The sequence below is a fragment of the Candidatus Methylospira mobilis genome, assembly GCF_009498235.1.
Classification (GTDB): Bacteria; Pseudomonadota; Gammaproteobacteria; order Methylococcales; family Methylococcaceae; genus Methylospira; species Methylospira mobilis.
Genome location: NZ_CP044205.1, coordinates 702686 through 727370, shown reverse-complemented (window position 1 = coordinate 727370; position 24685 = coordinate 702686). Strand labels below are relative to the sequence as shown.

21 protein-coding genes and 1 pseudogene are annotated in these 24685 nt (G+C 55.3%); 20 read left to right on the top strand and 2 right to left on the bottom strand.

Annotated elements, in window-relative coordinates; translation table 11 throughout:
* The first annotated feature begins 84 nt into the window (after positions 1 to 84).
* The 20 genes and pseudogenes from clpB to F6R98_RS02935 all read left to right on the top strand — a co-directional run bounded on the left by clpB (position 85) and on the right by F6R98_RS02935 (position 22902).
* Positions 85 to 2679 (top strand): ATP-dependent chaperone ClpB, encoded by a 2595-nt coding sequence (gene clpB, locus F6R98_RS03025; protein WP_153247709.1) that lies wholly within the window; start codon positions 85 to 87, stop codon positions 2677 to 2679.
* Positions 2680 to 2758: 79 nt separating this feature from the next.
* The gene (gene phoB, locus F6R98_RS03020) at positions 2759 to 3454 is read left to right on the top strand and encodes a phosphate regulon transcriptional regulator PhoB (protein WP_153247708.1); all 696 of its coding nucleotides are present in this window, start codon (positions 2759 to 2761) and stop codon (positions 3452 to 3454) included.
* 5 nt (positions 3455 to 3459) lie between these two features.
* Positions 3460 to 4734, top strand: coding sequence for a phosphate regulon sensor histidine kinase PhoR (phoR, locus tag F6R98_RS03015; RefSeq protein ID WP_153247707.1), 1275 nt, complete (start codon positions 3460 to 3462; stop codon positions 4732 to 4734).
* A gap of 160 nt (positions 4735 to 4894) precedes the next feature.
* Positions 4895 to 6085, top strand: coding sequence for an OmpA family protein (locus tag F6R98_RS03010; protein WP_153247706.1), 1191 nt, complete (start codon positions 4895 to 4897; stop codon positions 6083 to 6085).
* A 174-nt stretch (positions 6086 to 6259) separates the two neighbouring features.
* Positions 6260 to 6652 carry a hypothetical protein gene (locus F6R98_RS03005; RefSeq protein WP_194270108.1) on the top strand — a complete coding sequence of 131 codons (393 nt, stop codon included), beginning with the start codon at positions 6260 to 6262 and terminating at the stop codon, positions 6650 to 6652.
* A gap of 231 nt (positions 6653 to 6883) precedes the next feature.
* Positions 6884 to 8158, top strand: coding sequence for a TolC family protein (locus F6R98_RS03000; RefSeq protein WP_228125062.1), 1275 nt, complete (start codon positions 6884 to 6886; stop codon positions 8156 to 8158).
* The gene (locus F6R98_RS02995) at positions 8155 to 9261 is read left to right on the top strand and encodes an efflux RND transporter periplasmic adaptor subunit (protein ID WP_228125061.1); all 1107 of its coding nucleotides are present in this window, start codon (positions 8155 to 8157) and stop codon (positions 9259 to 9261) included. The genes F6R98_RS03000 and F6R98_RS02995 overlap by 4 nt, the downstream gene beginning before the upstream one ends.
* Complete coding sequence (locus tag F6R98_RS02990) at positions 9258 to 12314, top strand: efflux RND transporter permease subunit (RefSeq protein ID WP_153247704.1); 3057 nt, start codon at positions 9258 to 9260, stop codon at positions 12312 to 12314. Before F6R98_RS02995 ends, F6R98_RS02990 begins: the two co-directional genes overlap by 4 nt.
* The gene (locus F6R98_RS02985) at positions 12311 to 12616 is read left to right on the top strand and encodes a DUF3240 family protein (RefSeq protein ID WP_153247703.1); all 306 of its coding nucleotides are present in this window, start codon (positions 12311 to 12313) and stop codon (positions 12614 to 12616) included. Before F6R98_RS02990 ends, F6R98_RS02985 begins: the two co-directional genes overlap by 4 nt.
* A gap of 94 nt (positions 12617 to 12710) precedes the next feature.
* Entirely contained in the window at positions 12711 to 15167 is a 2457-nt protein-coding gene (gene hsdR / locus F6R98_RS02980) for an EcoAI/FtnUII family type I restriction enzme subunit R (RefSeq protein WP_153247702.1), read from the top strand.
* Between the two features lie 3 nt (positions 15168 to 15170).
* Positions 15171 to 16628, top strand: a complete 1458-nt coding sequence (locus tag F6R98_RS02975) for a class I SAM-dependent DNA methyltransferase (protein ID WP_153247701.1) — start codon at positions 15171 to 15173, stop codon at positions 16626 to 16628.
* A 268-nt stretch (positions 16629 to 16896) separates the two neighbouring features.
* Positions 16897 to 17214 (top strand): transposase, encoded by a 318-nt coding sequence (locus F6R98_RS02970; RefSeq protein WP_153247700.1) that lies wholly within the window; start codon positions 16897 to 16899, stop codon positions 17212 to 17214.
* Positions 17211 to 18080 (top strand): IS3 family transposase, encoded by an 870-nt coding sequence (locus F6R98_RS02965; RefSeq protein ID WP_153247699.1) that lies wholly within the window; start codon positions 17211 to 17213, stop codon positions 18078 to 18080. The genes F6R98_RS02970 and F6R98_RS02965 overlap by 4 nt, the downstream gene beginning before the upstream one ends.
* A gap of 218 nt (positions 18081 to 18298) precedes the next feature.
* Positions 18299 to 18610: a nucleotidyltransferase family protein gene (locus F6R98_RS02960; RefSeq protein WP_153247698.1), complete on the top strand. Its 312-nt coding sequence runs from the start codon at positions 18299 to 18301 to the stop codon at positions 18608 to 18610.
* Positions 18600 to 18950, top strand: coding sequence for a HepT-like ribonuclease domain-containing protein (locus tag F6R98_RS02955; protein ID WP_153247697.1), 351 nt, complete (start codon positions 18600 to 18602; stop codon positions 18948 to 18950). Before F6R98_RS02960 ends, F6R98_RS02955 begins: the two co-directional genes overlap by 11 nt.
* 1 nt (position 18951) lies before the next feature.
* A complete protein-coding gene (locus F6R98_RS02950; RefSeq protein WP_153247696.1) occupies positions 18952 to 20625 on the top strand; it encodes a restriction endonuclease subunit S in 1674 nt (557 codons plus the stop codon).
* On the top strand, positions 20625 to 21266 hold the full coding sequence (locus F6R98_RS02945; protein WP_228125060.1) for a hypothetical protein: 642 nt from the start codon (positions 20625 to 20627) through the stop codon (positions 21264 to 21266). The genes F6R98_RS02950 and F6R98_RS02945 overlap by 1 nt, the downstream gene beginning before the upstream one ends.
* A gap of 46 nt (positions 21267 to 21312) precedes the next feature.
* Positions 21313 to 21543 (top strand): annotated as a pseudogene (locus F6R98_RS22680) (HipA family kinase); the annotation flags it as partial.
* A 37-nt stretch (positions 21544 to 21580) separates the two neighbouring features.
* Positions 21581 to 22141: a DUF3037 domain-containing protein gene (locus tag F6R98_RS02940; protein ID WP_153247695.1), complete on the top strand. Its 561-nt coding sequence runs from the start codon at positions 21581 to 21583 to the stop codon at positions 22139 to 22141.
* A 98-nt stretch (positions 22142 to 22239) separates the two neighbouring features.
* Entirely contained in the window at positions 22240 to 22902 is a 663-nt protein-coding gene (locus F6R98_RS02935; RefSeq protein WP_153247694.1) for a class I SAM-dependent methyltransferase, read from the top strand.
* 139 nt (positions 22903 to 23041) lie between these two features.
* Here F6R98_RS02935 and arsB read toward each other — a convergent pair whose 3' ends face one another.
* Together arsB and F6R98_RS02925 are read right to left on the bottom strand one after the other, a co-directional pair.
* Positions 23042 to 24130: an ACR3 family arsenite efflux transporter gene (gene arsB, locus F6R98_RS02930; RefSeq protein WP_153247693.1), complete on the bottom strand. Its 1089-nt coding sequence runs from the start codon at positions 24128 to 24130 to the stop codon at positions 23042 to 23044.
* A gap of 29 nt (positions 24131 to 24159) precedes the next feature.
* A complete protein-coding gene (locus F6R98_RS02925; RefSeq protein WP_153247692.1) occupies positions 24160 to 24651 on the bottom strand; it encodes an arsenate reductase ArsC in 492 nt (163 codons plus the stop codon).
* Between the last annotated feature and the right edge of the window lie 34 nt (positions 24652 to 24685).

Sequence of the window (24685 nt, the reverse complement as noted above, 5' to 3'; positions counted from 1 at the left end):
CCCGGACTTGAAATTCTTGACCGGCTACCCCAGTTTATATTCATCTCGAAAGCACACAAACCCCTTGAAGAGGCATTGAATACGATGAGAATGGACAAACTGACCAGCAAGTTTCAAGCCGCGCTGGCGGACGCACAAAGTCTGGCGCTGGGGCGCGACCATCAGTTTATCGAACCGGTACACGTCCTGAGCGCATTGCTGGATCAGGAGGGCGGCACCATCAGACCGCTGCTGGCCAAAACCGGCTGCAACCTCCAGCAATTGAAAAACGCTTTGAACGACACCATGTCGCGCATGTCCAGCGTGGAAGGCACCGGCGGCGACGTGCAGATTTCCAATGAGCTGTCGCGGCTGCTGAATTTAACCGACAAACTGGCGCAAAAACGCGGCGACAGCTTCATTACCAGCGAACTGTTTCTGGTCGCGGCCTTGGACGACAAAGGCTCGCTCGGCGATGTACTCAAAAAGGCGGGGCTGAACAAAGCCGCCCTGGAGCAGGCCATCACCGCCCTGCGCGGAGGCCAGAGCGCGGGCGACGCCAACGTGGAAGAACAGCGGCAGGCCTTGCAGAAATATACCGTGGACCTGACCGAACGTGCGGAACAAGGCAAACTCGACCCGGTTATCGGCCGCGACGACGAAATCCGCCGCACCATACAGGTGCTGCAGCGGCGAACCAAGAACAACCCGGTGTTGATCGGCGAACCCGGCGTCGGCAAGACCGCGATAGTCGAAGGTCTGGCATTGCGCATCGTCAACGGCGAAGTGCCGGAAGGCATCAAGGGCAAGCGCCTGCTGGCGCTGGACATGGCGGCGCTGATTGCCGGCGCCAAGTTCAGGGGCGAGTTCGAAGAGCGCCTGAAAGCGGTGCTCAACGAAGTGTCCAAGCTCGAAGGCCAGGTCATCCTGTTTATCGACGAACTGCATACCATGGTCGGCGCAGGCAAGGCCGAGGGAGCGATGGATGCGGGCAACATGCTCAAACCGGCGCTGGCGCGCGGCGAACTGCATTGCGTCGGCGCGACCACGCTGAACGAATATCGCCAGTACATCGAAAAGGATGCCGCGCTCGAACGCCGTTTCCAGAAGGTGCTGGTCGAAGAGCCGAGCATCGAAGACACTATCGCGATACTGCGCGGGCTGAAGGAAAAGTACGAGGTGCATCACGGCGTCACCATTACCGACCCGGCCATCGTCGCGGCTGCGGTGCTGTCGCACCGCTACATCACCGACCGCAACCTGCCCGACAAGGCCATCGACCTGATCGATGAGTCCGCCAGCCGCATCCGCATGGAAATCGATTCGAAACCGGAAGAGATGGACCGTCTGGAACGCCGCCTGATTCAACTCAAAATCGAACGCGAGGCGCTGAAAAAGGAATCCGACGAAGCATCGCGCAAACGTCTGGAAACCCTGCAGGAAGCAATCAACAAAGCCGAGCGCGAATATAACGATCTGGAAGAAATCTGGAAAGCGGAGAAAGCCGCGCTGCAGGGTACCGCCAGCATCAAGGAGCGACTGGAAAAAGCGCGTCTCGATCTGGAAGCCGCGCACCGCGCCGGCGACCTGACGCGCATGTCCGAATTGCAGTACGGCGAAATTCCCAAACTGGAAAAAGAGCTGGAAAGCGCATCAGAGGTAGACACCAGCGAAAACCGCTTACTGCGCAACAAGGTTACCGACGAGGAAATCGCCGAAATCGTCTCGAAATGGACCGGAATACCGGTTTCTAAAATGCTGGAAGGCGAACGCGAAAAGCTGCTGCAGATGGAAAGCAATCTGCATAAACGCGTTGTCGGTCAGGATGAAGCCATTCATGCCGTAAGCGACGCGATACGGCGTTCGCGCGCCGGCCTCGCCGATCCGAACCGGCCCAACGGCTCCTTCCTGTTCCTCGGGCCGACCGGCGTCGGCAAGACCGAATTGTGCAAGGCGCTGGCCGAATTCCTGTTCGACACAGATGAAGCCATGGTGCGGGTCGATATGTCCGAATTCATGGAGAAACACTCGGTCGCGCGGCTGATAGGCGCGCCTCCCGGCTATGTCGGTTACGAGGAGGGCGGCTATCTGACCGAACTGGTGCGCCGCAAACCCTACTCCGTCATCCTGCTCGACGAAGTCGAAAAAGCGCACCCCGATGTTTTCAACATCCTGCTGCAGGTGCTGGACGACGGCCGATTGACCGACGGACACGGCAGAACGGTCGACTTCCGCAACACCGTTGTGGTCATGACCTCAAACCTCGGCTCCGACCGTATCCAGGATCTGGCCGGCGAGGAAAACTACAGCCGCATGAAATCTGCGGTCATGGAAATAGTCGGTCTGCATTTCCGGCCCGAATTCATCAACCGTATCGATGAAGTGGTGGTCTTCCATCCGTTGCGCAGGGAGCAAATCCGTTCTATCGCCAACATTCAGCTGGCATCCTTGCGTGTCCGCCTGCAAGCTCGCGACCTCGATATACAGGTCAGCGACGCAGCGCTGGACTTCATAGGCGAAGCCGGATTCGATCCGGTTTACGGCGCCCGCCCGCTCAAGAGAGCGATCCAGCAGCAACTGGAAAACCCGCTGGCCCAGGATATTCTGGCGGGCAGGTTCGCTCCCGGCGAGCTGATCCAGGTCGATATCGATCAAGGTCATTTGCGCTTTGTCGCCAACGCCAAGGATGAACATAAATAACAAACGCTTACCTTTTACGTCATATATCTGTAATATTAACGGCTTACTATGGAGAAGATTCATTCTTTGAGAGCCTGAAATGACCGAGATCAATGTACTCGTAGTCGAAGACGAGGAAGCAATACGGGAAATGCTGGTGATGGTGCTGGAAACTGCGGAGATGGAAGTGCGCGCCGTCGCCGATACCCAGCAGGCGCTCGAAGAACTGGACAAACGCATACCCGACTTGATCATTCTGGACTGGATGTTACCGGGCATGAGCGGCGTGGAATGGGCGCGCCGCATCAAAAAGGACGATCTTTTTGCGGATATTCCGATCATTCTGCTGACCGCAAGAGGCGAGGAAGAAGATAAGGTCAGGGGCTTCGACGTCGGCGTGGACGACTACCTGACCAAACCGTTTTCTCCGCGCGAATTGCAGGCGAGAATCAAAGCCATACTGCGCCGGACGGGCCGGCTCGGCAAGGATGGGAAGCTCGAAATCGCCGGCGTCACGCTGGATTACAACGAGCACAGGGTATCGGTCGGCGGCAAGTCGCTGGAAGTGAGCCCGACCGAATACCGGTTGCTGGAGTTCTTCCTGACCCACCCCGGCAAGGTCTATAGCCGTTCCCAACTACTGGATCAGGTATGGGGGCGCAGCACCTTTATCGAAGAACGCACTGTCGATGTGCATATCCGCAGGCTGCGCAAAATTCTTGCCGACCATGGACTTGAGGACCTCGTACAAACCGTGCGAGGATTCGGGTACCGCTTTTCCGAGCAAACGACTTAATCCCCGTGCGGAGTTTCTGGCAATTCGAAGCCTCCTGGATAAGCGGTCTCCTTTTAGTCGCACTGCTGGCCGGAAAAGTATCCGGCGCCTATCTGGCTGCCTTCACCGGCGCGCTGGCGCTCTATCTATTAAGACATATTCTCCACCTGTACCGTCTGCTGGCCTGGCTGCGGAGCGGTAAACGCAAAATGCCGCTGGGAAGCGGCCTGTGGGAAGAAATTTACTATTTACTTTACCGCCTGATGCGGCGTAACAAACGCAGAAAAAAGCGTTTACTGCACATGCTGGAGCGCTTTCAAACCGCCACGGCGGCGCTCCCCGACGCCACGGTTGTGCTGGGCGTCAGGAACGAGATCATCTGGTTTAACGATGCCGCCATTACCCTGCTGGGCCTGAGAAAATCCGATGTGGGTCAGCAGGTTATCAACCTGGTGCGCTTCCCTCAGTTTGTTGAGTTCCTGCGCCAGCCGCAGCCGCATACGCAATTGGACAGCGTCGACATTGCGTCTCCGGTGCTGATGGATGCCCGCCTGCAGGTGCGCATAGTTCCCTATGGCGAAGGCCTGCGCCTGCTGGTGGCGCAGGACGTGACGCAATTGCGCTTCATGGAACGGGTCAGAAGCGACTTCGTAGCCAATGTTTCCCATGAGCTGCGTACGCCGCTGACGGTGCTCAAAGGCTATCTCGAAACGCTGGAAGATGCGCAGGAACAAATGCCCCGCCGCTACTTTCAGATATTCAAGCGGATGAATGAGCAAACGCGGCGCATGCAGTACCTGATTGACGACTTGCTGATGCTTACGCGCCTTGAATCCGATCACAAGCCCAGATCGGAAGATGTACCGGTACCCGATATATTAAGAGAAATTTGCGACGAAACCGCGCTGATGAAAGAAGAGCACGCGCCCATTTCGCTTGAAATCGCTACGCAAGCGCATATCACCGGCGACAAGTCTTTATTGTACAGCGCCTTTTCCAATCTGATCGTAAACGCGCTTAAATACACCCCGGCGCAGGGGCGGATTACTGTGCGCTGGCTGCAAGACGAAATCGGCTTGCGCATGGAGGTGGAAGATAACGGACCCGGCATCGCGGTTGAGCATTTACCCAGAATCACCGAGCGTTTTTATCGTGTGGAAATCGGCGGCGTCAGTAATAAAGACGGCACGGGTCTTGGACTGGCCATAGTCAAACATGTACTGAGCCGCCATAATGCGGAACTCAGAATACGCAGCAAACCGGGAGAGGGAAGCTGCTTCGGCTGCTATTTTTTGCATTGATCAACAAAAAAAATACATGGTATTTACAACCTTTATAAACGAAAGGAAAAATGTTTTCGAAAGCAGTCCGCCCCCTTGTCTTCCTTTAATTTTCTGTTATTATCAAGCCTGTCGTTACTTTTACCAAATACTGTTGCCACTAAACAACAAGGGGATACGAATGAAAAAGCGTTTAATGACTATGGGACTGGCAAGCATTGCTGTCATGGGATCGGTTGCTCAAGCTGAAGAATTTCTTGACGACCGCTTCTACGTAGCGCCGTTTGGCACTTACCTGCAACCGGGCGGAAACACCAACGGTTACGGCGGCTGGGGCGCCGGCGCCGGTTTCGGTAAGATACTCGACGAACACTTCAACGTCGAAGTACGAGCGTTCTGGGAGAACTACCAGAGTAGCAGAGTCAACCCGGGGGTAGGCACATCCAACGCAGTGAATACCCAGTGGAGAGGCAAAGTAGGCAACTGGAACGGTCAAACCGATCTGACCGGCGGCACCATCGACGGACAGTTCTATTTCTTCCGCGATACGCTTTCGCCATACGTCGTCGCCGCCATCGGCGGCATGAACACCAGCGGTCCGCAGCCGTGGACCAAGCTTGCCAACGGCGCCAGCAACGCATCTTTCATTTTCGAAACCGGCGTCGGCGCAACCTACGAGGTGCTCGACAACCTGTTGCTGAGGGCGGACATACGCTATCGCATCAATACCGCCCCCACTACCGGCGGCAACAGCTATACCACCGCCAATGGTGTCACCTACTCCAACAGCGGCAGCGGCGTGTTGAACGATATGCTGATCAACTTCGGCGTTGTTATTCCTTTCGGCGACAAGCCGAAACCGACGGCGCTTGCTGCAGCTCCGGCTCCGGTAGCCGCTGCGAAAAACGAGTGCGCTACCCGCGACACCGACCATGACGGCGTCAATGACTGCGACGATAAATGCCCAGGCACCATGGCAGGCGCCAAGGTCGATGAAGTTGGTTGCCCGCTCAGCATAGAATTGAAAGGCGTGAACTTCAAGGTCGATTCGGCTGAATTGCTTCCTGAATCCAAGAGAATTCTGGATCGCGTAGCAGAGCAACTGATCGCATACCCAACGAAAAAGGACATTGAAGTGGTGGGTCACACCAGCACCGAAGCCAGTGTCAAGCACAACCAGGCGCTGTCCGAACGCCGCTCTGAATCGGTTGTTCAGTACCTCAAGTGGGCAGGAGTGAAAAACAAGCTGCATGCAGTAGGCATGGGCGAGTCGCATCCGTTGATACCGCATGAGCGTAACGAAGCTGACCGCACGGTAAACCGTCGTGTACAATTGGTCTGGAGAGGAGAGCCTGATTACAAAACCAAGTAATTCTAACTTGCTATAGGTTCTTGTAAATAAGCTTAGTAAACCCGTCCTTGCGACGGGTTTACTGCTTTTAGCTATGCCGATCAAGATAAATCTCCTCCTTTTAAGTTGGAAAAGACCGCTCATCGGTTATATACTGCATGCCGTTATGTTTGTTTCGCCTGCCTATTTAAAATAATGCGTTCGGTTTTTACTGGTCTGGCTTTTATCTTGTTGTTGCTGGTACAGATACTGGCGCCGCTGCTGCATGCGCACACATCGGGCAACAACGGCAAGGGCGTCTTGCATGTGCCGGGACTCGAATCCTTTTACCTCTCACACAGCAAAAAAACAGCGCAAACCACTGATGCCGGGCAGGTTGACGGGATTGTCGTCGGTATAGCTGAAGGGCTGCGTCAACCGTGCGATAACGATATCGAATTTCCGTCTTCACACAATGCGGTTGTGGATAATCCACCCGCTATCCTGCTTATCGCGTTAACCGGGCGATTGTCGGCAGACTCGCCGTGTCCAGCCGTCACTCACGACAGCCTCTGGCATATTCCTCCCACGCGCGCACCACCCGTCTGATACTTCTCCTCTCTCCCCGCCGAGAAAGCTGAAGAGTAAAGCTGGCGACAGTCATGCGATGTTCATCGCGTTTCCGTTTCCAGCACAAGGTCGTCAACCTTGCTTCATTCGCTCGAAAAAAGATTTACATTATAGTCACTACGGGGCTTCCAATGGCCGATGCCAGACGATTCCAAGGCTATCCAGGCATGGATATTTACCACGATGCGCGCCTTTAAACCAATAAAAGAAATGAAGAGCAAAATACGGGTATTGCTCTGCTGCATGTCGATCCTGACGGTAACGGATGCGGATTACGTCCTGGCATCGGAACTGCAGATCGATCATGTCGACAACCTGCAAACCGCGCCGTCGATGAGCTTGCGCGACGTGGTGGAAGCGACGTTTGAAAACCACCCGCAAGGCAGCGTGATAACCGCGCTACACGATGAAGCGGCAGCGCTGCATCAACGCTCGGACAGCCTGATCGCCGGTTATCCGATGATTTACCTGCAATATATCGACGGCAAGCCGTTCAACCCCAGCAGCTCCGTCTATGCCACCTATGCGCAAACGGCGTATCAGATCCCGATCTGGATGTGGGGGCAGAGGGACGCCAGCCAGGCCATGGCGGATACCGCAGATAAAGGCGCACTGTTGTTTGCAGGCGCGATTCGTCACGAAATGGCTGGTCTGGTCAGAACGGCATTGTGGAATTTGCGTCTGGTGGAAAACCGCCGCATGCTGGCAGACGAAGTTTATACTGTTTCGGAACAATTGTTTACATCTGTCAAGCGCCGAGTGGAACTCGGCGATCTCGCGCTTTCAGACCAATTGCTCGCCGAAAGCGACTTGCTGGAAAAACAATCGCTGCTGACCCAGGCGGAAGCGGCGGTAATGGATACGCGCAGAAGCTATATCAACTTGACGCGGCTTGAGAAAATGCCCGCCAATTTCACGGAAATCCTCAGCAACAGAAAAGAGATTGTCGACATTCATCCCGCCGTCGCCGCCGCCAATGCAATGATCGAGAAAGAGCAGGCCCATGTCGATTACCAGCGCACCTCCAAACAAGGCAATCAGCCGACGATAGCGTTGGGCACTCAGGAAGAAAAGCTGGCGCAATTGAGCGGAGGATGGTTTCACGAAATGAATGTGATCGTGCAAATCCCTATCGGCGGCGACGATTACAACGCCCCGTTTGTCGCCCAGGCCAATCTATTGCTTAACCAGAAACTGGCCGAGCGCAATCAGTTGCTGCGTCAATTGGAAAAAGCCCTGCACGAGGCGGAACACACGCTGGCTGTCGACCGTAAAACACTGGCGATAGCCGAACAGCGTAAACAACTGGCGGAAAAGCAAATAGGCATGGGGCGTCTGGCCTTCGAAAATGGAGAAATTCAGTTGATCGATTACCTCAAAATACTGACTATCGCTCAGGCGGCGATACGCGATGCCCATGAAAAGGCCATCCTGGTCGAACGCGACATCGCCTTTTACAACCAGGTAGTCGGGGTAACGCCATGAAAACAGGTTTTACAGCCGTTGCGACCGTCGCGCTATATTTAATGGCGCTTGCCGTTCATGCCGGCGACGCCCTGATCAAATTAAGCGCCGAGCAACTGGAACATCTCGATGTGCGCAGCGTAAAACCGGAAATCGTCGACGCCCTGCCGCTGGGCTGGGCTCCGGCGCGGGTGGTGATCCCGCCCGACCGCGAATATATCGTCAGCGCGCCGCAGGCCGGAGTTATCAGCCGTATCAATGTCGCACTGGGTAGCAATGTCGCGCAGGGACAGATCATCGCCGAAATGCAGAGTCCGGATATGTTGACCTTGCAGCGCGGACTGCTCAATGCGATGACGGAATACAATCTGGCGCAAACCAAGCTGAATCGCGATCAAAAGCTGCTGGACGAAGGCATCATATCCAATCTGCGTTTACAGGAAACCCGCAGCATCTACGATAAAGCCCAAATCAATCTGCGCGAATCCGAACAGATTCTTGTCTCCAGCGGCATGAGCCGCAAGGAAGTCAAGGCAATGCAACAGTCGCGCGCAATCAGCAACGCTTTGATGCTGCGCACGCCGATCAACGGCGTGCTGCTGGAGCGGCTAGCCACGGTCGGACAGCGGGTCGGCATGCTCGCCCCGCTGTTTCGCGTCGGCAATGTCGATCAATTATGGCTGGAAATCGACATGCCGCAGGAACGCCTCAAGGAAGTGCGGCTGAATGACCGGGTCGAACTGCAAGCGCCGCAGATACGCGCCGTCATCATCGAAGTAAGCCGCAACGTGCGCATGGACAGCCAGAGCGCGCTGGTGCGCGCGCGCATTGACGAACATGACGAAAACGTGCGCGCCGGCCAGAACGTCAATGTGCAGATCATGCATGCCAGCACCGACTTCATCTGCCGCGTACCGCTGACAGCGGTCGTTTCCGAAGAGGGCAAACAATATGTCTTCGTAAAAACAGGGGACGGCTTTACCGCGCGCGAAGTCAGGGTAGCGGCGAGCGACGGACACCAGGCCGTCATCCACGAAGGCCTGAGCGAGCAGGACCGCGTGGCGGTGCAAGGCGTCGCGGCGCTGAAAGCCGCCTGGACCGGGCTCGGCGGAAGCGTGGAATGAGCGGGCTGATACAGTTCGCACTCACGCAACGCCTGCTGGTGCTGATACTCACCCTGCTGCTGGCCGGGGCGGGCTATGTTGCGACCGTCAATATCCCGATTGACGCGTTTCCAGACGTGTCGCCGGCCCAGGTCAAAATCATCGTCAAAGCGCCCGGCATGACGCCGGAAGAAGTGGAAACGCGCATTACCGCGCCGATAGAGCTGGAACTGCTGGGCATCCCCAAGCAGACCATGCTGCGCTCGATTGCCAAATACGCGCTGACCGACATCACCATCGACTTCGAAGAAGGCGCCGATATCTATTGGGCGCGTCAGCAGATCGCCGAGCGCATCAACGCGGTGTGGGGTGTTCTGCCGGAAGGCGTCGAAGGCGGCATGGCGCCGATGACCACGCCGCTCGGCGAAATGTTCATGTTCACCGTCGAGGGCGGCGATCTTACCTTGATGGAACGGCGCAACCTGCTGGATTGGGTTATACGCCCGGCATTGCGCACGGTGCCGGGGGTTGCCGACGTCAACACGCTGGGCGGGCTCGTACGCAGTTATGAAGTAATACCGAACAACGCCGCGCTGTCCTCGCGAGGCATCACCACCGAAGCCTTGATTTCCGCATTGAAGAGCAATAATCGCAACGACGGCGCCGGACGTCTGGCCGAAGGCGAAGAATCCTTGCTGGTGCGCGCCGAAGGGCAGATCCGCGATCTGGACGACGTCAAAGCCATAGTTGTCGCCAATCAGAACGGCGTGGCGATAACAGTCGGCGACGTGGCCGAAGTGCGTATCGGTGAGCTGACGCGCTACGGCGCGGTCAGTCAGAACGGCGAAGGCGAAGCCGTCGAGGGATTGGTGCTGGGTCTCAGAGGATCGAATGCCCGGCAAGTCGTCGTAGGCGTGGAAAAAAAGCTCGATGAAATCCAAACAGCGCTGCCGGAAGGCGTCAAGCTCAGCGTCTTTTACAACCGTAGCGAACTGGTCAACCGCGCGATACATACCGTGGTCAGAGCGCTGGTGGAAGCCATTGTCCTGGTGTTGATACTGCTGGTGCTGTTCCTCGGCGACCTGCGCGCGGCTCTGACCGTGGCCGGCATACTGCCGCTATCCGCGCTGTTTACCTTTCTGCTGATGCACCAGTTCGGGATTACCGCCAACCTGATGAGTCTGGGAGGTCTTGCGATCGCGATCGGCAAACTGGTTGACCCCGCCGTTGTTGTAGTGGAAAACATCACCACGCACCTGGCCGATCCCAAAATGCAAGGCAAGCTGCCGCGGCTGCACCTGATCTACCGCGCGATGCGCGAAGTCACAGCGCCGGTCGTTTCCGGCGCGCTGATTATCGGCATCGTGTTCGTTCCGTTGTTGAGCCTGGAAGGGCTGGAAGGTAAATTGTTCAGGCCGGTCGCGTTTACCAACGTATTTGCGATGACCGGCTCTTTGTTCATGTCCATGCTGGTAATCCCGGTGATTGCGTCCTGGCTGATGCGCAACGTCAAGCATGAAGAACCGTGGCTGGCGCGCAAACTCCATGAAATCTACAAACCCGCACTACTGTGGGCGCTGGCGCACACCCGCCAGGTGATCATTGTTGCCGCGTTGCTGCTGTTGGCCACAGCCGTCATTTACACGCGCATCGGCAAAACCTTCATGCCGACGCTGGACGAAGGCACCGTCATCATACAGGTGGAAAAGCTGCCCTCAATTAATCTGGAACAATCGGTGCGCCTGGACGAGCAGATACAAAAAGCGCTGTTCCGACATGTTCCGGCAGTCGCACGCGTCGTTTCGCGCGTAGGCTCCGATGAAATAGGGCTCGACCCGATGGGCCTCAACGAAACCGACAACTTTCTGGTGCTGAAACCGGAAGATCAGTGGGGAGGTAAAACCAAGGAACAGCTGCTTGATGAAATACGCAGGGTTATGGAAAGCATACCCGGTATCGACTTCGGCTTTACCCAGCCTATCCAGATGCGCGTTACCGAAATGCTGACCGGCGTGCGCGGCGACGTCGCAGTAAAGCTTTACGGACCGGATCTTGCCGTGCTGAACGAGGAGGCCGAAGCCATCGCCAACGCGATGCGCACAGTCAACGGCGCATCGGATGTGTTCACGATACGCAATGCCGGCATGCAATACCTGCAGGTGCGTATCGACCGGCTCGCCATCGGGCGCATGGGGCTGGACGGCGATGCGCTGGAACGTACCCTGCGCGCGCAGATCGAAGGACTGAAACTGGGCATCGTGCAGGAAGACATCAAGCGCACCCCCTTGTTATTACGCGCAAGCAGCGACCCGGAACAGCTGGCGACGCTGCAGATCAGCCTGCCGGACGGACGCCGCGTGCCGCTGTCGGCGGTTGCGCATATCGAGCGCACCGAAGGCGTGGTCGCTATCAACCGCGAACGCGGACAGCGCTACGCTGTCGTACGCTCCAATGTCGAAGGCCGCGATCTGGTCGGTTTCGTCGAGGACGCGCGCAAAGCCGTAGCCGAACGGGTCGCCTTGCCCAGCGGCTATTATCTGACCTGGGGAGGACAGTTCGAGAACCAGCAACGCGCCGCCAAACGCCTTGCCATCGTGATACCCATTTCCATCGGCCTGATCTTCATGCTGCTGTTCACCACCTTCGGCTCAGTGCGGCTGGCGGTGCTGGTGCTGACCAATGTGCCGTTCTCGCTGGTCGGCGGCGTCACCAGCCTGTGGCTGTCGGGCGAATATCTGTCGGTATCGGCGTCGGTCGGTTTCATTTCGCTGCTCGGCATCGCGGTGCTGAACGGCGTGGTGATGGTGACCTATTTCAATCAACTGCGCGCGCAAGGGCTGGCGATGGACGACGTGGTCATGACCGGCGCGATGCGCCGTCTGCGCCCGGTGTTGATGACCGCCAGCATCGCCGCCTTCGGCCTGATACCCTTATTATTTGCCAGCGGCCCGGGATCGGAAATACAGCGCCCGCTGGCTATCGTCGGCGTCGGCGGCCTGGTCACTTCGACGCTGTTGACGCTGATCCTGCTGCCCATACTGTACCGCCGTTTCGGCGAAGCGAAATCCGCATGACATCCGACTACTGCCTGTTATTGTTATTTGTACCGCCTACGCAGGAAGACGCCGTTATCGACTGGCTGCTGCAAAACCATCCCGGCCTGACCTTTACCAGCGCCGCCGTCGCCGCTCATACCGGCGAGGCGGAGGGGCTGAGCATCATTGAACAGGTAAGCGGGCGCAAACGCCAGGTTTGCTTTTCCGTAACAGCGCCCACAGCGCAATGCCCGGCGCTGCTGGAACACATACAAAGCGCTTTTGCGGGTACGGCTATCCGGTATCAGCTTGTTCCGCTGGTTGGGCAGGGCGTGTTTTAATACTTCCTTACCTGTCGGCTAAATCAATCAGGCCGGTTTTCACAACCGAAATCGATGCGCGACTGATGCGATCCCACCGTCAACCCAAGGAACGATGAGCAAAAAGACCTTAAGCGAAGCCGACATCTGCGCCAAATACATCACCCCCGCCGTGATTCAGGCCGGATGGGATGAGGCCACCCAGATTCGCCGCGAAGTTTTTTTCACCAAAGGCCGGATTATCGTTCGCGGCAGACTGGTCACGCGCGGCAAGGCCAAACGCGCCGATTACGTCCTTTATTACCATCACTTCCCCATTGCCCTGATCGAAGCCAAGGACAACAACTGCGCCATAGGCGACGGCATGCAGCAAGGCCTTGATTACGCGGTCACGCTGGATATTCCGTTCGTTTTCGCCTCCAACGGCGACGGCTTCGTGTTCCACGACCGCACAGGCCTGAGCGCAACCATCGAAACCAATCTGGCCTTGCACCAGTTCCCCAATCCCGGCGCGCTCTGGGCGCAATACTGCGCGTGGAAAGGACTGGCCCCGGAACAGGAAAAGATCGTCCTGCAACCCTATTACGACGATGGCAGCGGCAAAGAACCGCGCTACTACCAGCGCAACGCGATCAATGCCGCCATCGAAGCGATCAGCAAGGGACAAAACCGCATCCTGCTGGTCATGGCGACCGGCACCGGCAAAACCTATACCGCGTTTCAGATCATCTGGCGGCTGTGGAAGGCCAAACAAAAGAAGCGCATCCTGTTCCTGGCCGACCGCAATATCCTGGTCGATCAAACCATGGTCAACGACTTCCGCCCTTTCGGCCCCGCGATGGCGAAACTCAGCACCCAGGCCAAAACCATCGAACGCGCCGACGGCACCGAGGAAGACCTTACTCTTGCCCTCGACAAATCCCGCCGCATCGATACCGCCTACGAAATCTATCTCGGGCTGTATCAGGCCATCACCGGCCCGGAAGAACGGCAAAAACTGTTCCGCGAGTTTTCGCCCGGTTTCTTCGATCTGATTGTGATTGATGAATGCCACCGGGGCAGCGCCGCCGAAGATTCAGCCTGGCGCGAAATCCTCGAATACTTTACCGGCGCGACGCAGATCGGCCTCACCGCCACGCCGAAAGAAACCGAATACGCCTCCAACATCCATTACTTCGGCGCGCCGGTTTATTCCTACTCGCTGAAACAAGGCATACGCGACGGTTTTCTCGCACCGTATAAAGTCATCAAGGTGCATCTGGATGTCGATGTGGAAGGCTACCGCCCCCGCCAGGGTGAAACCGACCGCTACGGTCACGAAATCGAAGACCGCATCTATAACCAACGCGATTTCGACAAAAATCTGGTGATCGACGAACGCACCCGGCGCGTCGCCAAGTGGGTTTCCGATTACCTTAAACAAAGCGGCGACCGCTTCCAGAAGACCATCGTGTTTTGCGTCGATACCGAACACGCGAACCGGATGCGTCAGGCCTTCATCAACGAAAACCAGGACCTGTATCAACAGAATCCTCGCTATGTGATGCGCATCACCGGCAACGATAATGAAGGCACCGCGCAAATCGGCAACTTTATCGACCCGGAAGCCAAATACCCGGTGATCGTCGCCACCTCGCGCCTGCTTTCCACCGGCGTCGATGCGCAAACCTGCCGAGTGATCGTGCTCGACCGCGAGATCGGCTCGATGACCGAATTCAAGCAGATTGTCGGACGCGGCACCCGCGTCCACGAAGGCACCAAAAAATACTACTTCACACTGATCGACTTCCGCAAAGCGACGAATCACTTTGCCGATCCCGCATTCGACGGCGAACCGGTGCAGATTTACGAACCAGGCGAAGACGATCCGGTCACGCCGCCAGACGATGCGCCGTTATCGACCGATGAAGACCCGATACCGCCACAACCCGGCGCGGACGAAACTGCCGTCGATGAACCGCCCGACATCCATCTACCGCCCGGCGATGGTATCGGCGAGCGGCCCGCAAAATATTACGTCAACGGCCAGCCGGTCAGGGTGCTGACCGAGCGCGTGGAATATATGGATGAAAACGGCAAGCTGGTCACCGAGTCGTTGCGCGACTACAGTCGCAAAACCATCCGTCAACATTACGCCAGCCTCGATCAATTCCTGCGCCGCTGGAAATCCGCCGAGCGCAAGGAAGCGATTATCGAAGAACTGGCGGAGGAAGGGCTACTGCTCGAACCGCTCCTGGAAGAAGTCGGCAAAGACCTCGATCCGTTCGACCTGATTTGTCATATCGCCTTCGACCAGCCGCCGCTGACGCGCAAAGAGCGCGCCAACAACGTGCGCAAACGCGATGTTTTCACCCAGTACGGCCCGCAAGCCAGCGCGGTGCTCGAAGCGCTGCTCGCCAAATACCAGGACGAAGGCCTCGTCGGCGGATTAGACAACATCCGAATACTGGAAATAGCGCCCTTTAATTCCATGGGTACGCCATTTCAACTCATCAAGGAGTTCGGCTCCAAAGCCGGCTTCGAAAACGCGGTGCATGAACTGCAATCCGCGCTCTATCAGGAAGTCGCTTAATTCATGTCCGCCCGAAATACCGTTAAATCCATACAGGACATCATGCGCCAGGATGTCGGCGTCGATGGCGATGCCCAGCGTCTGTCCCAGCTTTGCTGGATGTTCTTTCTGAAGATCATCGACGATCAGGATCAGCAACTGGAGATGATGCAGGACAATTACCAGTCGCCGATCCCGCAACGCCTGCAATGGCGCGCCTGGGCCGCCAACCCGGAAGGCATGACCGGCGACGAACTGCTGCTGTTCATCAACGGCGACCTGTTCCCCAGCCTCAAGGAACTGGCCGTAACCGGCAAGAACGCCAACCGCCGCCGCGTGGTGCGCGCAGTGTTCGAGGACGCCTACAACTACATGAAATCCGGCCAGCTCATGCGGCAGGTCGTCAACAAGATTAACCATGTTGACTTCAACAACCTCGCCGAACGTAAACACTTCGGCGACATCTACGAACAATTGCTCAACGATCTGCAAAGCGCGGGCAATGCCGGCGAGTATTACACCCCGCGCGCCGTCACCGCCTTCATGGTGGACCGCATCGACCCCAAGCCCGGTGAAATCCTGTTCGACCCGTCCTGCGGCACCGGCGGTTTTTTAACCTGCGCGCTACGCCACATGCGCGAGCGCTACGTCAAAAAGGTCGAAGACGAACAGGCCATGCAGGCCAGCCTGCGCGCGGTGGAAAAGAAACAGCTTCCACACATGCTGTGCATAACCAACATGCTGCTGCACGGCATCGAAGACCCCAGTTTCGTGCGTCACGACAACACGCTGGCAAGACCCTATATCAGCTACGAGCTATCCGACCGGGTGGACATCATCCTCACCAACCCGCCGTTTGGCGGCAAGGAAGAAGATGGCATCGAATCCAACTTCCCTGCGCATTTCCGCACCAGGGAAACCGCCGACCTGTTTCTGGCGCTGTTCATCCGCCTGCTGAAACCGGGTGGGCGCGCGGCTATCGTATTGCCGGACGGCAGCCTGTTCGGCGAAGGCGTCAAAACCCGGCTTAAGGAACACCTGCTGGAAGAGTGTAACCTGCACACCATCGTGCGTCTGCCGAACAGCGTGTTCAAACCTTACGCCAGCATCGGCACCAATCTGCTGTTCTTCGAAAAAGGCGAACCGACGCAGGACATCTGGTTTTACGAACACCGCGTACCGGAAACCCAGAAAGCCTACTCGATGACCCGCCCGATCCGAATCGAGCACTTCAAAAGCTGCATCGACTGGTGGGGCGGCGCAGCGCGCCAAGACCGGCAGAAAACCGAACAGGCCTGGAAAGTCGGCATCGACGACATCAAGGCCAGAAATTACAACCTCGACTACAAAAATCCGCATGTCGTCGCCGACGACCACGGCGACCCGCAGGAACTGCTGGCGAAACTGGAACAGGACGAACAAGAGACCGCCGAACTGCGCGACCGGTTGAAAGCAATACTGGCCGATGCGTTGCTGCGATAATAGACTATCCTTTGTCAAAGGTTAAAAATACCAGAACTTATTCAATCAATTGTTGCTTGACGGCGATGCAGGCGGCTGCGAAGATAGGCGCAACAATACCCCCCACGCCTCTCAACGATGCGCACCAGGGGGGTTGCTTTTTCAGGGTACGAAACCATCCATGGCGTCTGGATTCCGACATTCCCTGCCGGAATGACGAGATAATGTAATGGTTTAATGAACCCGGACACTTCCAAAGGCAGAATTTATACTGTCAGCAGAGGTGAGCATGAAGACAAACGAGAAAAAACACAAGCGCCCCAAATACAGTCTGGAATTTAAGCAAGATGCCGCCCAGCTGGTTCTTGAAAAAGGCTACAGCCTGAACCAGGCTGCCGATCATTTGGGCATATCATTAAGTGCCCTGGGACGCTGGGTGCGGGCGGAACGCAAGCCTTCCGGCAATGAGTCTGCGACGAAAAAGCCAGGCTTGAATCTGGGGGATCACGATGAATTGATTCGTTTGCGCAAGGAAATTGAACAATTACGCATGGAGCGTGAAATCTTAAAAAAGGCCGCAGTCTTCTTTGCGAAAGAAGCCGAATAAAGTACGGGTTTATTCAGGCGCAACAGAAGACGTATCCAGTGACCGTGCTCTGCCGAGTGATGCAGGTGAGTAGCAGTGCATATTATGAGTGGTTAAAAGCCCCGCAGGACAGTGATAAGGATCAACAAGATCAAAAGCTTGCCGAGAAAGCGAGGCAGATTTTCATCGACAATAAACAGTGCTTTGGTTCGCGTCGTTTAGCGGATCGACTGCAAAAACAAGGTTTTGTCGTTGGGCGTTTTAAAACGCGGCGCATCATGCGAGATTTAAACTTGAAGGTGCGCTATCCCAGGCGAATTAAAGTCACTACCGATAGCAACCATAACGAGGCCATTTCGCCCAACCGCTTGGACCGGCAATTCCAGGTTGGCAAGCCCAATCAAGTATGGACGACAGATATCACCTACGTGTGGACCCTAGAAGGCTGGCTTTATGTCGCGGTGGTCATCGATCTGTTTTCCCGGCAAGTCGTGGGCTGGGCGATTGATGATCACATGCGGGCCTCGCTGTGCGTCAAGGCCTTGCAAATGGCCTTCTGGCGCCGCAAACCGCCACCCGGTCTGTTGCATCACTCGGATCGTGGCAGCCAGTATGCGAGCAGGGAATATCGCCGGCATTTAGACGTGATGAAGATGGAACAGAGTATGAGCCGCAAAGGGAACTGCTGGGACAACTCGCCGACCGAACGTTTTTTTCGCAGCTTGAAGCATGAGCAGCTCAACTACGAAAAATTCAAGACCCAAGCGGCGGCAAAACTGAGTGTGATCGATTATTTGGCTTTTTATAATGGCCTTCGACCACACTCAACATTGGGCTACCAGTCCCCACTCGAATTCGAGCGGGAATTTTATAGAAACGCTGCCTGAACAGGTGTCCGGTTTTTGTTGACCATTACATAAAGAAGCGAACTGGAACTCTGGTATGTTTTCATGGAAATAGCCTGAAAGTCTCACCGCTGGTGAGACAAACCCACTGCATCAAGGCTTGCTGCAACGGTGATAAACTGCGCTCAAAATGAAGCAGCCGCAAAGCGGATATTCACTGATTGTCCCGTTCGATTAACCGACATCCAGGGTAAACCGGCATGCACCCTCTAATCCATGACAGAAAGGAACCCATCGCAGAGCTTTGCCGCCGCTATCGTGTCCAGCGCCTTGAGATTTTCGGTTCTGCCGCGCGCGGCACCGATTTCAATCCTGAAACCAGCGATGCGGACTTTCTTGTCGAGTTCTCAACGGCTTCCGGCAGTCCTTCGCTCAAAACCTTTTTCGATTTACAAACCGGCCTGTCCCGTATTCTTGGTCGAAAAGTCGATCTGGCGGAAGCCTCCGCCATTCGTAACCCTTATGTTCAGGCAAGCATCAACCAAACCCGCGAGATAATCTATGGAGCGTGATCCCCGCGCCTACCTATGGGATGTACGGGAGGCTGCCGAGGCGATACTTGAATTTGTCGTGGACAAGACCTTTGATGATTACATCAGTGACCGGATGTTGAGTTCCGCTGTCGAGCGACAGTTCGAAATCATCGGCGAGGCGCTTAACCAGTTATGCAAAATTGATCCGCAATGGGCTGACCGGATTCCCGATGTTCCACAAATCGTGGCGTTTCGCAATCTACTGATCCATGGTTATGCTGCGGTTAATGACCTTACGGTCTGGCGCACCATTCAGGAATCCCTGCCGGAGCTCCATAGCACCGTGACCGAGCTGCTTGATAAGGCGGGCGATCCTTAAGATGAACGCCGAACTTCTGCTGCAACACTTCGACCGCATCAGCGAGGTGCCGGACGCGATACCGCGCCTGCGCCGCTTTATCTTCGATCTGGCGGTGCGCGGCAAGCTGGTGGAGCAAGACCCGCATGATGAACCGGCTGCGGAGTTGTTGAAGCGGATTCAGGCGGAGAAGGTACGGTTAGTGCGGGAAGGAACGCTTCGGAGACAAAAGCAGCTTCGAACAGTTGATAAAGATGAGGTGCCTAATATCAGTCCAGTCAACTGGAAATGGGAGCGTCTTGGAGCTTTATCAACTTTAATAACAAAAGGAAGTACGCCGACTTCCTACGGTCATTCGTTCACAGAAACAGGAGTTAACTTCATCAAGGTAGAAGCAATAAAAAAAGGACGCCTTTTTCCTGCCAATGTAACAAGCTATATTTCAGAAGCAACGCATAACTTCTTGGCCCGCTCCAGATTAGATGATGGTGACATTCTGTTTTCAATCGCGGGCTCAATTGGTACCTGTGCGGTTGTGACAAAGGAAATACTCCCCGCGAATACTAATCAGGCACTAGCTATTATTCGTGGTACCAAGCTTATTTATATCCCATCGTTCCTTCTTATCTGTATTCAGTCGTCTGTTGCTCAAGATGTTCTAGATAAGTCAAGGGGCGGTGCTATGAATAACGTTTCTTTGGAAGATATCCAGAACTTCGTCGTGCCACTCCCTCCTCTCGCCGAACAACACCGCATCGTCGCCAAAGTCGATGAACTAATGACCCTATGCGTCCAGTTGGAGGCAGCGAAAAACAAGCGCGAAACACGGCGCGACCGATTGGTTAAAGCCAGCCTGCAACGCATTTGCGTTTCAGAACCGGAAGAAGCCAGGGAAGCCGCCCGCTTTCACCTGGATAACCTGCCGCGTCTTTCTACCCGTCCCGAGCACATCAAACAGCTACGTCAAACTATACTCAATCTGGCTGTGCGTGGGCGGCTGGTTCCTCAAGACCCGAATGATGAACCTGCCGCCACTCTACCCAAGCGTAGCGGAGCAATACCAACCAACAACATTGCGCCATTTCAAATCCCTGATTCCTGGCAGTGGACGACAGTAGAGCAAACCGGAGAAAACCGACTGGGAAAAATGCTGGATAAGGCAAAAAATAAGGGCTCGCCTCGTCGCTACCTTCGAAATATCAATGTACGTTGGTTCGACTTCAATTTATCAGATTTGTACGAAATGCCATTTGAAGATGAAGAACTTGATCAATTCGCGTTACGTCATGGTGATGTTCTGATTTGTGAAGGTGGTGAACCTGGACGCGCAGCTGTATGGGATGAGCGAGAAAGTAGCATCTATTTCCAAAAAGCCATTCATCGTGTGCGGTTTTCCGGTAATGTTAATCCAGAGTTTTTCGTCAATGTACTCCGCGAAAGCTCAGACTGCGGGAGGCTTTCATCTTATTTCACCGGAGTTGGAATAAAACATTTCACAGGCAAAGGACTCGCTTCGTTTGTATTCCCTCTCCCACCTATCACTGAGCAACAACGCATCGTCGCCAAGATCGATGAACTGATGACGCTATGCGACCAACTGGATACGCAGCTAACCACTACTGAAACCGACAGCCGCCGCCTATTGGCTGCTGCGCTGCACGCAGCTTTATCTCCGACTATGAGGCTTGCCGCGTAATGACGGATAAAAAATTTACTGCGACAGCTGCCAATGGCGACGACATGTCTGCGGAGTTAACCTACTTCGCCAACTTCATTGGCCTTGAAGCCATTGCGCCAGGCCGATACAGCATGCTTTTATTACTGGGGCTATTTGGTGGTTTTAAATCAGGAGCATTAAATCCGGCAAAGGTCATCCACGAGATACAAGCTTTGGAAGGCATAGGAACACCAAGCCAGCTAAAGCCGCCTAGTCAGTTCAATCGCCCAAAGTCACCGCTGAAAGGGCTATGGCATAAGCACTACCTTGAGGATGGGCTGCGTGCATTGGCCCTCAATGTAAAAAAAGGACTCGATCTATATGGTATACCATTGTTCCAGCAATGTATGCGTGAAGCGCAGGAAGCGGGCGAAGAACGCTATGTCACCATAGAAGACATCAAGCCACTTGCGAATGATGTCGTGAGTGGAAACTGGAAGCGGTTAGCCAATGCAGAAGCACTATCTGGTGAGTGGATTATTTATGCACAACATGAAGGAAAAAATCACTATCTCTGCTTAGCCAGGCACGACAGCGGTGATGACTATATCCGACAACAGATAGATGCCATTTGCTGCCATGAATTTCCTTTTCTTACAACTTTGCTTAACGGTACTTAACGAGTCAATAGAATAACCGGGGACAGATCTTTGCCAAAGGTTTTCGGGCAAGGACTTCGTCAAACTACATGTTTTCTCTGACGATATACCTTCAATGTTCAGCGACTTAATAACCCGGAGGAATGACTATACGCAACGATACACGCAGGCACTGGGTATCCGGGAAGCAAGCTGCCATAATCTCCCCGAGTTCTGGATGTTCATTGATACGGAACGGACGATTCCGGTTGAATTTCCTTTCGTCGAAGCCAGGAAGTTGCTGGATAAGGCTCACTGATGTTTTGGCTCACTGATGTTTTTTGGTTGTTGCCGTCATGAATACCGCTTGTCACTATAGTATTGTCCGTTTCATGCCTTTCGTCGAAACAGGCGAGTTCGCCAATGTCGGCGTGGTCGTGTTTGCGCCCAATGCCCGTTTTTTTGGTTTCAAACTATTGATGCACCGCTATGCGCGAGTGACTCGCTTTTTCGAACACATGGATTCCGCTGTTTTTCGCGCGTGCATGCGCACTTTACGCGAAGAATTGCAACGTATCGACGACATGCTCAAACCGAAGGGCGGAGATTTGCATCTGGATCGCGCCGGTGCGCTGGCGCTGTGGCGCGAAATCGTCAAGCCGCGTGAAACCATGCTGCGCTTCAGTGAGTCGCGCATCGTTTTGGCCGAGGATGTCCAAACCAAATTGCAGGAGCTTTACACCCATTACGTCGAGCGTAATTTTGTAACTCGCGAGTACCAGGAGCAAACTCTTGAACGCAATGTGCGCGGTTGGCTGCGCAACGCAAAGCTGCTGGAGTACTTTCATCCCGCCGGCGTGAGCGTAACTCCTTTTGCCCAGCCTCAGCGGATGTGGACTTCGCCCCCCCGTGGTTAATCTCCCCCGACACGCTTCTGCGTGTCCCGGCTGGTTTGCCTCAACCCGGACGCTTCGTTTATGACTCAAAAGTACCCCCCCCACATATTGGAGCCGCCATGTCAAACAAGAATCTTGGCTTAAGCGATACGCTTTATGATTACCTGCTGTCGGTATCGTCGCGCGAATCCGCGGTGCAGCGCCGGCTCAGGGAAGAAACTGCGCAACTGCCCCTGGCCGGAATGCAGATTACGCCGGAGCAAGGCCAGTTCATGGCATTGCTGGCAAAACTGATACAGGCAAAACGCGTACTCGAAATCGGCGTGTTCACCGGTTACAGCTCCCTGGCCGTAGCGCTGGCCTTGCCGGAGGACGGGCGCATTACGGCCTGCGATGTCAGCGAGGAATGGACCGGCGTCGCGCGCCGCTATTGGGAGTTGGCCGGCGTAAGCGGCAAGATAAGCCTGCAACTGGGACCGGCCCTGACTACGCTGGATGAGCTGATTGCGGACGGCCATTCCGGACTATACGATATGGCCTTCATAGACGCCGACAAGGAAAATTACGACGGCTATTACGAACGCACGCTACAGCTACTGCGCACAGGCGGATTGTTGTTGCTGGACAATCTGTTATGGGGCGGTAAGGTGGCCGATCCCGGCGCAACCGATAAGGACACGCTGGCGATACGCGCACTTAACGAAAAAATCCATCATGATGCCCGGGTCATCAACAGCCTGCTTCCGGTTGCCGACGGGCTTGGGCTGGTCATAAAGCAATGAAGCCACAATTGTAACTATTCAGCCAGCTGAACCTGCGCGAGCTTACGGCGGAAAAATTTATAGGCAAAGGGGTAGCTGAATAGTTACCCCACAATTCAACAAGTGCTTTTGAGTCGGGACAGGAAGCTGCGGGTTGAGACTAAACGCGCCGCTCATACCAGGGCCGTGAACGATTGACGACTTCAACGACCAGCAGCATTACCGGCACCTCGATCAACACGCCGACCACAGTGGCCAGAGCCGCACCGGATTCGAAACCGAACAGGCTGATGGCGGTTGCTACCGCCAGCTCGAAAAAGTTGCTTGCCCCAATAAGACTGGACGGCGCGGCGACGCAATGCGCAACGCCAAGCTGCCGGTTCAGCAGATAAGCCAGACCGGAATTGAAGAACACCTGTATCAAAATCGGCACCGACAAAATTGCGATCACCTGCGGCTGGCGAATAATGGCGCCTCCCTGAAACGCGAACAACAGGATCAGGGTAGCCAGCAGCGCGGCTATCGAGAACGGTCCGACAGCGTGCAACACTTTTTGAAAATAAGCCTCGCCTTTGACCAGCAACAGCTTGCGCCAAATCTGCGCGAGTATAACCGGAATGACGATGTACAGCGCCACGGAAGTCAGCAGCGTATCCCACGGCACCGTAATTGAAGACAAACCGAGCAGCAGCGCGACTATCGGCGCAAATGCGAACACCATGATCAGGTCGTTGAGCGCGACTTGCGACAGCGTGAAATACGGATCACCCTTGGTCAGCTGGCTCCACACAAACACCATGGCGGTACAAGGGGCCGCAGCAAGCAGGATCAATCCGCCGATATAACTGTCGATCTGATCAGCGGGAAGCAGCGGAGCAAAGACTTGCCGGATAAATATCCACGCCAGCAGCGCCATCGAAAACGGCTTGACCGCCCAGTTGATGAACAGCGTAACGCCCATGCCTTTCCAGTGTTCCTTGACCTGATGTAATGCGCCGAAGTCGATCTTGAGCAGCATCGGCACGATCATGACCCAGATCAACAGGCCAACCGGAATATTGACCCTGGCGATTTCCTGCTTGCCTATGAGCTGGAACGCAGCAGGAAACCAGTGGCCCAGCGCAATACCGGCGATAATGCACAGAGCGACCCACAGCGTTAAATAACGCTCGAACAAGTTCAGAGGGCTGGCGGAATCCGTTTTAGTTGAGGGTGTTGTCTTGCTGTTGTGAGAGTGTTTTCTGGTCATCGCGTTATGCTCCTGACATGTTTGGTTCCTCACTCCCCGTCGGAGCCGATTTGGTTCAGTTTCTCGCTGAGTTCCTGCCGGGACAGGTCTTCCAGCGGCAGCGCCAAAAACATTTGGATACGCTTTTCCATCACGGCATAAGTTTCCTCAAAAGCCGCCGCGATGACTTCCGGAGTTCCGCTGACATGAGCCGGATCAGGCAAGCCCCAATGCGCGCGCACCACCGAACCCAAATAAGCCGGGCAGACTTCGCCGGCTGCGTTATCGCAGACGGTAATCACGATATCGATGTTCTCGTTTTCCAGGTCATCCCAGGATTTACTGGAGTAGCCTTTTGTTGGCAGTCCATGCCGCGCCAGAGTCGCCAGCGCGTTTTCGTTAACCTTACCGACGGGGTGACTGCCGGCGCTGAAAGCCCGCACTCGGCCCGCACCCAGGTGATTGACCAGCGCTTCGCCGATAATACTGCGGCAGGAGTTGCCGGTACAAAGAACTAAAACAGTCAATGGTTTTTGAGTCATGGATAAAGTCCTTCTGTTCGATGGTTGATAAACG